Genomic DNA, 13,755 nt, shown 5'->3' on the forward strand with positions numbered 1-13,755 from the left:
GCTCGACATTGAGGCTTTCATGCTTAAAAAGTTCTGCAGTCTTTGTTCGATTCTCGTGGCCAGTGTCCTGTTTGCAGCACCAGGATTTTCCCAGGAAGTACAGGCGACCATCAGCGGCACCGTATCCGATTCCTCCGGAGCCGTGGTCGGCGGCGCGCAGGTGGTCATCCATCGCGTGGATACCAACACCGACGAACGCACGGTGAAGACAGACGGCAGCGGCAACTACACCGCGACGAATCTTCCTCCTTCGATCTATCTCGTCACAGTGACCGCGCCGGGCTTCAAGGCCTACACGGCGAAGGACGTGACGCTCAACGTGGCGCAGAAGCTGAATGTGAGCGCGAGGCTCGAGCCGGGCGCGGCGACCGAGACGGTGACGGTGGAAGAGAATCCCATCGCGCTGCAGACCGAGACAGCGGCGCAGTCGACGACGATTACCGGCACACAGGTACGCGAGCTGGAGCTGAACAATCGCAACTTTCAGCAGCTGGTGGCGCTGCAGCCCGGCGTGGTGAGCAGCCTGGGCGACGAGCCCGGCTACGGCCTGAACAGCACCACCGATCTCTCCGTGAACGGTGTGCGCGGCGGCAGCAACAACTGGACGGTGGACGGCGCGGACATCAACGACAGCGGATCGAACGGCACGCTGCTGAATATTCCCAGCGTGGATGCGATCCAGGAGTTCACGCTCGAGCGCAGCCAGTATGACGCCTCGTTCGGCCGCAGCGCCGGCGCGCAGGTGATGGTCGCGACCAAGGCGGGCACGAACGAATTCCACGGCGACATGTACGAGTTCGCCCGCAACGATTTCTTCAATGCCAACACGTATCTTGGCAATGCCGCAGACCAGCCACGCGCGGTGGAACGCTATAACGACTTCGGCTTTACGCTGGGCGGACCACTCTACATTCCGAAGCTCTACAACACGCACAAGGACAAGACATACTTCTTCTGGTCAGAAGAGTGGCGCAAGGTCTCGTCGCCGACGACGATCGACGTTCCGGCTGCGTCTTCGGAGATGCTCGGCGGCCTCGTGGCAGGCACGGTCAGCAAGGCTCCCGCGGGCTGTACGACTTATAACGCGACCGCGGACACCACGCAGATCAGCCCTTCGTGCTTCAGCACGAATGCCAACGTATATATCAACAATATCCTCAGCAAATTCACAGCCAACAGCGCTTCGACCGACGCGAGCGGCGGCAACTATATCTCGAGCTACTCGGCTCTCGATAACTTCCGCCAGGATATCGTCCGCTTCGATTACGACATCACCTCGAAGCTGAAGTTTTACGCACGCTACATGAAGGACACGATCCCATCGAACCTGCCGACGGGCCTGTGGGCGGGCAATAACTTCCCCGGCGTAACCAATGTCGCGCTCAACGTTCCGGGCACCAACGCGGTAGGCAACCTGAGCTACGTGATTTCTCCCACGATGGTGAACGAGTTCGAGTTCGCTTACTCGGAAGGCAACATTTTGTCTTCGCTTTCCGGGCCTGCGGTGGATGAGAGCATCATCAGCCAACTCACGAATAACTTTGCGTATACCGATCCTTACAACCGCCTGCCTAGCATCAATATCACGGGTTACACCGGCGTCTCGGAAGGTTCATCTCCGTATCACGAGACCAACCTCGACCGGAATATCTTCGATAACTTCACCTGGACGCTGCACAATCACACGCTGCGCGCCGGCGCCACGATCCAGTGGATGCTGAAGTCGGAGAATGCGTCGAGCGGCGATGCTTCCTTCACCTTCAACAGCTTCGGCGACTTCCTGCTGGGCAATGCGGCACAGTACCAGCAGAGCAACCGCGATATCATCCCCGACCTGCGCTACGAGAATATCGAAGCCTACGCGCAGGACGACTGGAAGGTGACGCCGCGGCTGACGCTGAACCTTGGCCTTCGCTACAGCTACTTCCCCAGCCCAACCGATTACGCGAACACGCTCAGCAACTTTTCACCCGCGCTCTTCGATGCGGCCAAGGCTCCAACGCTCGATGCCTTTGGCGATTTCGTCGCAGGACAATCGGTGGTGCCGTCCACTTACACCAACGGTCTCTTCTTCCCCACCGGCACGGCGTGCCAGCAGGCGCAGGCCATTGCGCCGCTTACCGGCTGCTCACCGTACGGCTCGGTGGTGAATCCGAACTCGAACCTGAACTTCGCGCCGCGCTTCGGCTTTGCCTACACGGTGGATAGCGCCGGACGCACGGTGGTGCGCGGCGGCTACGGGCTCTTCTATGACCGCACGCTGAACGGCATGTGGGAGCAGAACGCGTTCACGAATCCACCGCTAATCCAGGCGGCGAACATTCAGAACACCTCCTTCGATAACCCGCTGGGCACGGCGGAGACGGTGCCGCTCGGACCGCAGGCGATTGAGGTAACGGGCACGCCCACGCTCAAGGTGCCCTCCTACAGCAGCTTCAACCTCTCGGTACAGCAGACCATCGACCGCTCCACCAACTTCGAGATTGCCTACGTTGGATCGGAGGGCCGTCACCTGCTCGGTGAGATCGACCGCAACCAGCCGACACTCTCCGCGCGCGAAGCCGATCCGGATGTAAACGTGAACGATGTGCGGCCTTTCCAGGGCTATTCGTACATCAAGAACCGCCTCACCGGCTTCACCAGCAACTACAACTCGCTGCAGCTCTCCATCAATCACCGCGTAGCCAACGGGCTGACGATCGCCGCTGCCTATACGTGGTCGAAGACGCTGGCCAACTCGGTCTCCGATCGCGACACGGCGGCGAACAACACGTATGACATCCGCGGAAGCTATGGCCCGACGACGTATAACCAGCCGCAGACCTTCGTCGTGAACTACGTCTACGATCTGCCCTTCTTCCAGTCGCAGCATGGCCTGCTCGGCCACGTGCTTGGCGGCTGGGAGGTCTCGGGCATCACGACGGTGCGTTCGGGCATGTCCACGTCCATCACGCAGTCGAACGATCCCTTTGCCTGCACCACGGACGACACGACGGGCGCATGCGTGGCGGGCTCCGCGGCGAACACGTATCCCGGCGGCCTGGGCATGGGCACTTCGGGCGATGGATCGGTGCAGATCCTCGCCGAGCAGGTTGCGCCGGTTCGCCTGACCAAGAAGCTGAACCTGGCGGCCGGGCAGAATGAATGGCTCGACACCACCGGGTTCACCGCGGCCTCCGGTCAGTTCGGCAACTCGCATGTGGGCGCGGTGATGGGACCGGGCCAGCAGAACTGGGACATCGGCGCGATGAAGAATGTGAAGTTCGCCGAGCGCTACAACCTGCAGATCCGCGGCGAGTTTTTCAACGCCTTCAACCACAACAACCCTTCGGGCTTCGACTCGAATATCTCGGACAGCACCTTTGGGCAGATCACCTCGACGCACGATCCGCGCGAAGTACAGCTGGCGGGCAAGCTCTACTTCTGATCCTTCCCTGAGCTGCAAAAGCAAGGAGCCTGCACACCTGCAGGCTCCTCATCTTTTACGCTGCAGATGACCGCGCGCGTCCTGTGCCTTAGCCTTGTACTGACAGGCGGTGTGGTTTGGATGTGGGGACGGTCGTGCTGGAGCGGGCTTCCACGCGAGGAATGGCAGGACGAAGGCTGGTGTTTCGCACGCCGGTGCGCGTAATCGAAGCGTGGCGGCCGGAGGAGGTGCGTGCGGCGCTGGCCGCAGTCGATGCTGCGCTGGCCGAAGGTCTGCACGTGGCCGGATTCGTCGGCTATGAAGCAGGCATGGCGCTCGAGCCGAGGCTGGCGGATCCGCCGTGGATGCCGCCAGAGGGTGAGCCTCTGCTGTGGCTGGGATGCTATGCGGGTGTGGAGGTTGATGCTGCATCGCATCCCACGTCTCAAGGGCGAGACGTGGGGCTCCCTAGAACAGATGTGGCGTTGTCGCTCGATGCCGAGGAGTATGCGCGGCGCGTGGATGCGGTGCAGACGCTGATCGCAGCAGGAGAGACGTACCAGGCGAATCTCACGATGGAGGCATGCTGGCGAATGGATGAGCCTGCGGATGCCGCCTACGCGCGGCTGCTGCGGGCGCAGCCGGTAGAGTATGCCGCCCGGCTCAGGCCGCATGAAGGGTGGGAGATTCTGTCCTTCTCGCCGGAGCTTTTCTTCCGGCGCGAGGGAGAGCGCATTGTGACGAAGCCGATGAAAGGCACGGCCAGTCCCGGCCTCGACATGACGGAGATGCGCGCGCAGGCGGCGTGGCTGGCGGCGGACGAAAAGAACCGCGCAGAAAACGTGATGATCGTGGACCTGCTGCGCAACGATCTCGGGCGCGTGTGCCGCATTGGCTCCGTGCATGTGACAAAGCTCTTCGAGGTTGAGCGGTATCCGACGGTGCTGCAGATGACGTCCACGATCGAGGGCAGGCTGCGCGAGGGCGTGGGCTATGCGGAGATCTTCGCGTCGTTGTTTCCTTCTGGCTCGATCGTGGGCGCGCCGAAGGTGCAGACGATGCGGCGGCTGCGCGAGATCGAAGGCAAACCGCGCGGCGTGTATACGGGCGCGATCGGGTATATCGCGCCGAATGGCGAGGCGGAGTTCAACGTGGCGATCCGGACCGTGAGCGTGCGCAATGGCGAGGCGCGGATGGGCGTGGGATCGGGAATTGTCACCGACTCGATTGCAGATATGGAGTACGCCGAATGTCAGACAAAGCTGGCTTTCCTGACACGCGAGGCGGAGCAGGATTTTTCGCTGATCGAGACGCTGTTACTGGAGGACGGCTCGTATACGCTGCTCCGCGAACACATGGAGCGAATGGCCGAGTCGGCGGAGTACTTCCGGATGCCGTTCGATGAGGCGCGAGCGCGGGCTGCGCTCGAAGAGGCTCGGCGCGAGGCGAACGGAGAGCGGCGGCGGGTGCGTCTGCTGCTCGATAGCAAGGGTTCTGCGACGTGGAGCGCAACGGCTATGCCTGCGCCCGATGCTGGTCCCGTGCATGGGATGTTCTGGCCGGAGCGAACGCATTCGCAGGATCGCTTCCTGCGGCACAAGACGACGCGGCGCGCACTTTATGACGATGCACTGAAGGCTGCGATGGCCGCGGGGTGCGCGGATGCGCTCTTCGAGAACGAACGTGGTGAGATCACGGAGGGCGCGATCCACAACGTGATTGCGGTGATGGATGGGCGCTGGATCACGCCGCCGCTTGCGTGCGGTGTGCTGCCGGGTGTGTATCGGCGAAAACTGCAGGAAGAAGGCCGCGTGGTGGAAGGCGTGCTGCGGCGCGAGGATCTGCTGCGGGCGGAGGCGGTGTATCTGTGCAATTCCGTGCGCGGGCTCAGGCGCATGCGATTCACAGAGGATACGTAGAGCTTTCCCTCCCTCTCAGGCGGAGCCTGGACGGGGCACCCAGGATGATTTCTCCTTCACTGCGAAGTTTGTGCCTTCCCACGTCTCAAAATCGAGACGTGGGGCACCCGCATCCTCGCCGTACTGAAAACGCGGGTCCCTCCACTTCGTTTCGGTCGGGATGACAGACGGTGTGAGATGTATCCTCCACCGTTCTCCAATTACGGATACAGCTTCGCGTCGACGATTTCGGGTTCGGGCTCTCCGGCGGCTACGCTCAGCTTCTTGAGCTGGTCACGCAGCTCGTCGGCCTTGGCGCGGTACTCCTTGCGTCCTGCAAGGTTCACGAGCTCGTGCGGATCGGCGCGCTGATCGTACATCTGGTACTCGTGATAGCTCGACGCCGCGGGCTGCGTGGTGTCGCCCGATAAGTCAGCGACGCAATAGGTCCAGTCTTTCGTGCGGATGGCGCGGCCGGTCATCGATTCGCTGATCTGGATGTATTGCTGGTTGGGCCAGCTCTGGCGTGCCTCGGGATCGCTGAGCAGCGGCACCAGGCTGTGGCCCTTCCACGTCGATGGCACGGGTACGCCAGCGGCTTCGAGCAGCGTGGGCGCGACGTCGATGAGGCCGACGAGCTCGGGGATCTGCTGCGTGCCGTGGAAGCCGGGGCCGTCGATGATGAGCGGCACGCGCAGCGAGCTGTTGTGTGTGCTGCGCTTGTACTCCTGGTTGCGCGTCATGAAGTGGCAGCCGTGATCGCTGAGGAAGACGAAGATGGTGTTGTCGGAGAGATGCTCTTCTTCGAGCACCTTGCGCAGGCGTCCGAGCGAGTTATCGATGGACTCGATGCAGCCGTAGTAATCGGGCAGCTGCGCCTGCCATGTGCCGGGGAAGGCGCGGAGATCTTCAGGCGCGGTGCAATTGAGAAAGCGCTGGGCTGCGCCCTTCGGGGCGATGGGCTGACCCTGGTCGTTCTGCTGGTGCGGCTCGAGCTGCGAAATGAAAAGGAAGAACGGCTTCTCCTGCTTCTGGCGCAGGAAGCGTTCGGCGCGATCGGTGAGGAAGTCGACGCGGTACTCGTCCTTGTACTCGATGGGCTGATTGTCGCGATCCCAGATGGTGCCTTCGTACGGATGCGTGACGCTCTCGATGGAGTTCGCGCCCTCCCACAGATCGAGGAAGCCGCCGCGATGCTCGGCGGTGACAGGACCGAGCGATCCGCCGGGCTGCTTGTTGCCAGGCGCGAGATGCCACTTGCCGATGTAGTTCGCGGTGTAGCCGGCCTTGCGTAGCTCGGTAGCGAGCGTGGGCAGAGTCTGATCGAGGCCTAGACCGTTGTGCCACACGCCCGTCTCGGTAGCGTAGCGGCTGGTGAGCAGCACCGAGCGCGAGGGCGCGCATACCGGCTGATTTGTAACCGTGTGGGTGAAGTTTTTGCCGCGCGCGGCGAGCGCATCGATGTTCGGCGTGCGCGTGGAGCCGTTAAGGCCATTCGCACCGACAAAGTCCCAGCGGAACTGGTCGGAGTGATAGACGACGATGTTGGGCTTTTGTGCCGGTGCTGCAGCAGAGTTCTGCGCCTTCGCGCTGGTAGACGGTACGGCTGCCGCGACTGCCGCGGCCATGGTGGACTTCAGGAAGGCGCGGCGGCCTTCATCCTGCATCGTCATGCGATCTCCTATGGGAGCATTGTCCAACATTTGGAGGAGGCTCGTCGCGATTCGGAAATTCGTGCAGAGTTGTGCCTCCCCACACAAGCCAACAACGGGCTTGTGTGGGCCACCTCTAAGGTTCGTGCCTTCCCACCTCTCAAAATCGAGAGGTGGGGCACCCGAATTCTCGCTGCGCTGGCAAACCGCAGGTTCCTCCACTGCGCGGCCTTTGGCCGCTTCGGTCGGAATGACAGAGTTTTTCTAAAGAACAGGCTCGGCGGGGAGCGCTTGCAGGGGTGCGGTTGCGGGCTTTTGCGCGAGGCGGGCGAAGGCGAGATAGATCACCGGCGTGACGTAGAGGGTGAGCAGTTGCGAGAGCAGCAGTCCGCCGATGACGGCGATGCCGAGCGGACGGCGGGCCTCACCGCCTACGCCTCCGGCGAGCGCGATGGGCACGGCGCCGAGCAGCGCGGCCATGGTGGTCATCATGATGGGGCGGAAGCGCTGCAGGCATCCCTGGTAGACGGCCTGCGCAGGCTCGAGTGAATCGCGGCGCTGCGCGTCGAGAGCGAAGTCGACGATCATGATGGCGTTCTTCTTCACGATGCCGATGAGCAGGATGATCCCGAGGAACGAGTAGAGATTGAGATCCTGTCCGCAGGCGAGCAACGCCAGCAGCGCGCCGATGGCCGCGGGCGGCAATCCCGAGAGGATGGTGATGGGATGGATGAAGCTCTCGTAGAGAATGCCGAGCACCAGGTAGATGACCATCACAGCGATGAGCAGCAGCAGACCGAGGCCCTTGAGTGAGCTCTGGAACTGCGCGGCCGTGCCCTGAAAGGTGAAGCTCAGCGTTGCCGGCATGCCGATACGCACAGCAGCGGCGCGGATGAGCGCGGTGGCCTGGTCGAGCGAGACGCCGCGGTTGAGATCGAATTCAAAGGTGACGGCGGGAAACTGGCCCACGTGATGCACGGTGATGGGCGCGACCGTCTGCGTGTGCGTGGTAACGGCGGCAAGCGGCACCAGCTGGCCTGCGCCTGATCCGGTGCCTGAGGCCGATGTTGTATTCGAGCGCAGGTAGAGGCTTTCGAGCAGCGCGGGATCGCGTTGATAGCTGCGCGCCACCTCGAGGATCACATCGTACTTGCGCGAGGCCACGGTGATGGTGCTGGCGATGCGGTTGCCGTAGGCGTCATAGAGCGTGTTTGCGACCTGATCGGGATCGATGCCGAGCGAGGTGGCGAGGTCGCGGCGGATATCGACGTTGACGCGTGGCGCACTCATCTCGAGATCGCTGGAGACATTCGAGAGCTGCGGAATGCCGTCGAGGGCGGCCTTGAGGCGCGGGGCCCAGCGATAGAGCTCCTCGGAGTCCGGGCCTTCGAGCGCGGCGGAATACTGCGAGCGCGTCTCGTTCTGGCCGAGGCTGAGGAACTCACCCTGGCGCAGGTAGACCTTAATGCCGGGGATGCGATCGACCTGCTTCTGCAGCTGATCCATGATGGCGCGGACGTTGGCGCGGTGCGGGTCGTCGACGAGGTTGATGTGCAGCCAGCCGTTGTTCTGGGCGGCGGTGCCGGAGAGATGGCTCTGCACCCATGGAAGCTTCGCCATCATGCCGTTGATCTGCTCCATGTCGGCGACCATGCGCGCGGTGGAGTTGTCTTCCGATGCGAGGATGTAGCCGCTGAATGCGCCCACATCGACCTGCGGCATGAAGCTCTTGGGGATGAAGACGAAGAGCACAACGGTGAGGACGCTCATGGCGATGCTGGCCGCGATAGTGACGCGCGCGTGACGAATCACGACGTCGAGCGAGCGGCGATAAGCTCCTTCAAGCCACGCGTAACTTCGTTCGATGCCCTGCTGTAACGTGTTCTGCCTCTGGCCGCGCGCGCCGAGGAAGCGGCTGCAGAGCATGGGCGTGAGCGTGAGCGCGGTAAAGCCGGAGATCAGAATGGACACCGAGATGGTAACGGCGAACTCGCGCAGCAGGCGGCCGAGTACGCCGTTGAGGAAGAGGATAGGCAGGAAGACGGCGACCAGCGAGACGGTCATCGAAACGATGGTAAAGCCGACCTCCGACGCACCGTCGAGCGCGGCCTGCACGCGGCTCTTGCCCATTTCGCGATGGCGCACGATGTTCTCGATCATGACGATGGCGTCGTCGACGATAAAGCCAACCGAGAGGGTGATGCCCATCATGCTGAACATGTTCACCGAATAGCCAAGCAGGCGCATGGCGATGAACGAGCCGAGGATGGAGACAGGGATGGTCGCGGCGGCGACCAGCGTGGAAGAGACCGTCCCGAGAAAGGCGAAGATCACGATGACGACGAGCGCGATGGTGATAAGCAGCGTGCGGTTCACCTCGGCGATGGCGTTGCGCACCTCATCGGCCTCGTCGGCTACCTTGCCGAAGGTGACGCCGGGCGGCAGCGAGCCGCGCAGCGATTCGACGGCCGCCTTCACGCGGTCCGCAACTTCGATGGTGTTCGCACCGGGCTGCTTGCGCACGGCGAGAATGACGGTGCGCTGGCCGTTGATCCAGAAGCGGCTGCGGTCATTGTTGGAGCTGTTGATGACGTCGGCCACCTGACTGAGGCGCAGCGGCACGCCATTGCGCCAGGCGACGACAAGGTTCGCGAACTGCTGCGCGTTATTGAGCTGGCTGTTGGCCTGGAGTGAGTAGTCGCGCGCGTCGCCATAGAGCGTGCCTGAAGGAAGGTTCGCGCTGTTGGCGCTGATGGCGGTGCGCACCTGCTCGAGGTCGACGCCATAGGCCGCGAGGCGCGCGGGATCGGCCTGCACGCGGATGGCGGCGCGCTCCGGTCCCCAGACCGGCACCTGCGAGACGCCGTTGATCATGGAGAGGCGGCGGGCGAGCACGTCGTTTGCATACTGCGCGAAGTCGTCGAGCGAGAGTGTCTTCGAGTTGGTCTCGAGCCAGAGAATGGGCTCGTCGTTCTGGTTGACCTTGGAGTAGGCGGGCGGCGCGGGCATGTTCTGCGGCAGGTCACCGCTGGCGCGGGCGATGGCCGCCTGCACGTCCTGCGCGGCGGCGTCGATGTTGCGGCTGAGCTCGAACTGCAGGTGGATGTTCGTCTGCCCTGTGGTACTGGAAGAGGTCATGCTGGCGATGCCGGGAATCATCGCAAAGGTGCTTTCGAGCGGCGTGGCGACGGTGGAGGCCATCACGTCAGGGTTCGCGCCGGGCAGCACCGCGGAGACTGAGATGCTCGGGTATTCGACCTCGGGCAGATTGCTGACCGGAAGAAAGAAGTACGAGAGCAGGCCGAAGCCGGCGATGGCCGCAACAATGAGCGCGGTGGTGGTGGCGCGATGAATGAAGAATCCGGTGAAGCGCATGCTCTTGTGTTTCCTCTCTTCGCGCGGGGAAGTTGGAACCGACTCAGGATCGCGGCGCATCGAGCAGCGAGACGCGGGCGCCTGCGGTGATGCGCAACTGGCCCTCGGTGACAACGAGGTCTCCGGCGCGGATGCCCGATGCGATGACGGCGAGGCCCGGCGCATTCTGCGGCGCATACACGCGCTGCACGGTGACCGGCGTCATGGTGGCGCGGTTTTCATGAATGACCCATGCATAGCTGCCGTCCTGCCCGTTCTGCACGCAGGCATCGGGGATGACGACGCGCGCCGCATCGGTCCGCAGGCGCACGCGCACCTGCACGAACTCACCAGGCCAGAGCGCGCTGTCGGCGTTGGGAAAGACCGCCTTCATGCGGATGGCGCCGGTGGTCATATCCACTGTGTTGTCGATGAAGGCGATGCGGCCCTGTTGCGGCGCGTCGCCCGCGGGCCCGGCCTGCACGGCAAGCGGAGCCTGCGCATTGAGCTGCCGCACCTGCGCAAGCGACTGCTCCGGCAGCCCAAAGGTGACGTAGATGGGCGCCATCTGCAGCAGGGTGACGAGCGTGGTGTCGTTGTCGCGCACAAGGTTGCCGGCCTTGAGCTGCACGGCGCCGGCGCGGCCGGAGATGGGCGCGACGATGCTGGTGAGCTTCTGCTGCAGGGCCAGCTCGGCGAGGCGTGCGCGATCCGCACGCAGTGTGCCTTCGGCGGCAGCGAGCGAGGCCTGATCCGATGCGAAGGATGCGCCCGCGGTATCCCGCGCGGTGGTGAACTGGCTCACGCGCTGCCCGGAGATGACGCCGAGATCGCCGAGCTTGAGGGCAACGTCGGCCTCCGACTGGCTCTGCTTTTCCGATGCGGCATCGCGCGCGAGGATGGCCTTCGCCTGCTCGTCGAGCGCGGCATCGCGTTCGATGAGCGCCTGCTGCTCGGCGGCTTCCCGATCGAGAACATCGCGATCGATGGTGAAGAGCAGCTGTCCCTGGCTTACGCTCTGTCCTTCAGTAAAGGCGACGCGGGCGATGGGACCGGCGACGCGCGACTTCACATCCACGGAGTGAATGGCCTCGACATGGCCAACGGCAGCGATCTCGAGCGGCACGTCCTCGACGACCGCGCGGGTGGCGCGCACCGGGACATCGGCCGTGGTGGAGGCGTCGTCCGTCTTGGCGGAGACGCGGGTGCAGCCGGAGATGGTCAGCAGGCAGAGCGATGCGGCAACGATTAGCGGCAGGGTTCGGATGCGGTGGCTCACGTGGCACCTCACCTTCAGCATCCGCGGCGGCGGGCGGCGGCTCCATCGGAATGCAGCCGAGGACGCCGGATTTGCAGCGAACTGCTGCGCGGGGCGGGACTGTCCGTCCCGGCGCGCCGCCTTCGACCTTCGCTCCCTTTGGTCGCGACCATGCCGGATTCGCAGGCTTGCGACGGCGGCCCATGCAAGCCTTCACTTGGCTTGAGTGGGGGAGATACGAACCTCTTTCCAGCACAGAGGACACAGAGAGCACAGTGGGGGTCGTACCTCCCGCCCAAGCAGAGCTTGGACGGGGCACCCATGTTCGTTCCGTTGCGAAAAAGCGCTATGACGAAGGGCTATGCTTCCCCACACAAGCCAACTTCGGGCTTGTATGGGCCACCCGATGCTGCTGCACGTAACGAGTGAAAGCTTCCCACGTCTCAGAGACATGGGGCACCCGCTCCTGCTTTCTTGCGAAGAGAAACAGTGAGTCCGCAACGGATTCCCTGCATGAATCAACGGATTCACTGCAAAGGGATGCCCGGTGTGTGCAAACAGGAGGATACTCATAGCGACGGTGCCGGGCGCCATTTCCCGGCTCGAATCGCAGATGGAGCAGATTCGCATGGACGCCATCCCCGCTGCCGCATTTCCGTATCTCACCTCCTCCCCCGCCCTGCTGCCCACCGGCCGGCAGGAGAAGCGCGTGCGATGGGGCGGCCACGTGCTGCTCTACGGCGTAGCGACGGCGCTGGCGCTGGCCACGGCGGGCGAGTGCCACGGGATTACCTACTGGCCGTCCGTGCTGTATGGCGGGGTGCTGTGGCTGTGGTGGGCGGGGATTGCGAGCGCCATGTGGAAGCTGAGCCAGCGGGCGCCGATCGTGACCAGCTTTCGCAGGCCGGTGATCGCGGCGCACATGGGCATAGGCTCAGTGCTGGCCGGTGTACATCTGCTGGCGCTGTGGAGCCTGGGGCTGTTCTGGCCTAACTACGCGCACGGCGCGGGTGGGCGGTTCATGTGGCACTACCTGATGAACATCAACCGCTTCGGCATCGAGATCCTGCTCTATGCCTTCGTCTTCGCAATGACCGGCATCCTGCAGTACCAGTTGCGTGCGCAACAGGAGGCAATCCGCGCGCTGGAGCTGGAGCGGCAGCTCTCCGCGGCGCACCTGCAGGCGCTGCAGATGCAGCTCGAACCGCACTTCCTCTTCAACACGCTGAATGCGATCACGACGCTAGTGGAGCTGGAGCGGTCGAAACCTGCGGCGGAGATGTTGACGCATCTGAATGCGATCCTGAAGAGCACGCTGCAGCGCGAGTCGCCGGAGAAGGTGACGCTGGCGCAGGAGCTGGCGCTGGTGGACAGTTATCTCTCGATCGAGCAGGTGCGCTTCGCCGACCGCCTTCGCCTGGAGATCACGGTGGACCCGAGCGCGCTCGATTGCCTGATTCCCTGCTTCCTGTTGCAGCCGATTGTCGAGAACTCGATCCGGCATTGCATTGCGCACTGCGAGGACGAAGGCCGCATCGAGGCCTCGGCGCGGCGTGAGGGCGGCATGCTGCACCTGTGCGTGCGCGACTCCGGATCGAACCGCGAGGCCAAGGGAGCACTGCAGAGCAGCGGAGGGCACGGCATCGGCCTGCGAAACACGCGGGCGCGGCTGGCACACTTCTATCCGGAGGGCCACGCGATGACCGCGCAAACACTGGCCACGGGCGGCTTTGAGGTTGCGATTACGATTCCCTGCGAGCGTGCCACCGCATGAAGCTGCGCGCACTGATCGCCGACGACGAACCGCTGGCGCGCGAGCGCCTTCGCTTCCTGCTGGCGGCGCATGAAGAGGTGGAGATTGCCGGGGAGTGCCGCAATGGCCGCGAGGTGGCGGCGGCCTTGCAGGGCGGCCCGGTGGATGTGCTGTTTCTCGATATCGAGATGCCGGGGCGCGGCGGCTTCGAGGTGCTCGAACGCATGGCCGAACAGATGGATACGGCACGCACGCCGGTGACGGTCTTCGTCACGGCGCATCCGCAGTTCGCGCTGCGGGCTTTCGAGGTGCAGGCGCTCGACTACCTGACGAAGCCGGTAGAGGCCGAGCGGCTGGGCGCCACGCTGGCGCATGTGCGCGAGCGCATCGCCGCGCATCGCGCGCTGGCCACGCAGGAGCAGCTGCGCGCGGTG

7 protein-coding genes are annotated in these 13,755 nt (G+C 63.7%); 4 read left to right on the plus strand and 3 right to left on the minus strand.

Annotated elements, in window-relative coordinates; all coding sequences use genetic code 11:
- The first annotated feature begins 19 nt into the window (after window positions 1–19).
- Together QM649_RS14440 and pabB are read left to right on the plus strand one after the other, a co-directional pair.
- On the plus strand, window positions 20–3,427 hold the full coding sequence (locus tag QM649_RS14440; protein ID WP_415199755.1) for a carboxypeptidase regulatory-like domain-containing protein: 3,408 nt from the start codon (window positions 20–22) through the stop codon (window positions 3,425–3,427).
- Window positions 3,428–3,606: 179 nt separating this feature from the next.
- Complete coding sequence (gene pabB / locus QM649_RS14445; RefSeq protein ID WP_415199756.1) at window positions 3,607–5,325, plus strand: aminodeoxychorismate synthase component I; 1,719 nt, start codon at window positions 3,607–3,609, stop codon at window positions 5,323–5,325.
- A gap of 200 nt (window positions 5,326–5,525) precedes the next feature.
- Here the strand turns inward: pabB and QM649_RS14450 are convergent, their stop codons facing one another.
- The 3 genes from QM649_RS14450 to QM649_RS14460 form a co-directional block, all read right to left on the minus strand.
- Window positions 5,526–6,977, minus strand: a complete 1,452-nt coding sequence (locus tag QM649_RS14450) for a sulfatase-like hydrolase/transferase (protein WP_415199757.1) — start codon at window positions 6,975–6,977, stop codon at window positions 5,526–5,528.
- A 243-nt stretch (window positions 6,978–7,220) separates the two neighbouring features.
- Complete coding sequence (locus QM649_RS14455; RefSeq protein ID WP_415199758.1) at window positions 7,221–10,331, minus strand: efflux RND transporter permease subunit; 3,111 nt, start codon at window positions 10,329–10,331, stop codon at window positions 7,221–7,223.
- 43 nt (window positions 10,332–10,374) lie between these two features.
- Entirely contained in the window at window positions 10,375–11,589 is a 1,215-nt protein-coding gene (locus tag QM649_RS14460; RefSeq protein WP_415199759.1) for an efflux RND transporter periplasmic adaptor subunit, read from the minus strand.
- Between the two features lie 559 nt (window positions 11,590–12,148).
- Between QM649_RS14460 and QM649_RS14465 the strand changes: the two genes are divergently transcribed.
- Both QM649_RS14465 and QM649_RS14470 read left to right on the plus strand, forming a co-directional pair.
- Window positions 12,149–13,342: a sensor histidine kinase gene (locus QM649_RS14465; RefSeq protein ID WP_415199760.1), complete on the plus strand. Its 1,194-nt coding sequence runs from the start codon at window positions 12,149–12,151 to the stop codon at window positions 13,340–13,342.
- Window positions 13,339–13,755, plus strand: a 417-nt coding sequence (locus QM649_RS14470; RefSeq protein WP_415199761.1) for a LytR/AlgR family response regulator transcription factor, incomplete at its 3' end; no start/stop codon positions are given. The genes QM649_RS14465 and QM649_RS14470, both read left to right, overlap by 4 nt.

The organism is Silvibacterium sp. (assembly GCF_047605705.1).
GTDB lineage: Bacteria > Acidobacteriota > Terriglobia > Terriglobales > Acidobacteriaceae > Silvibacterium.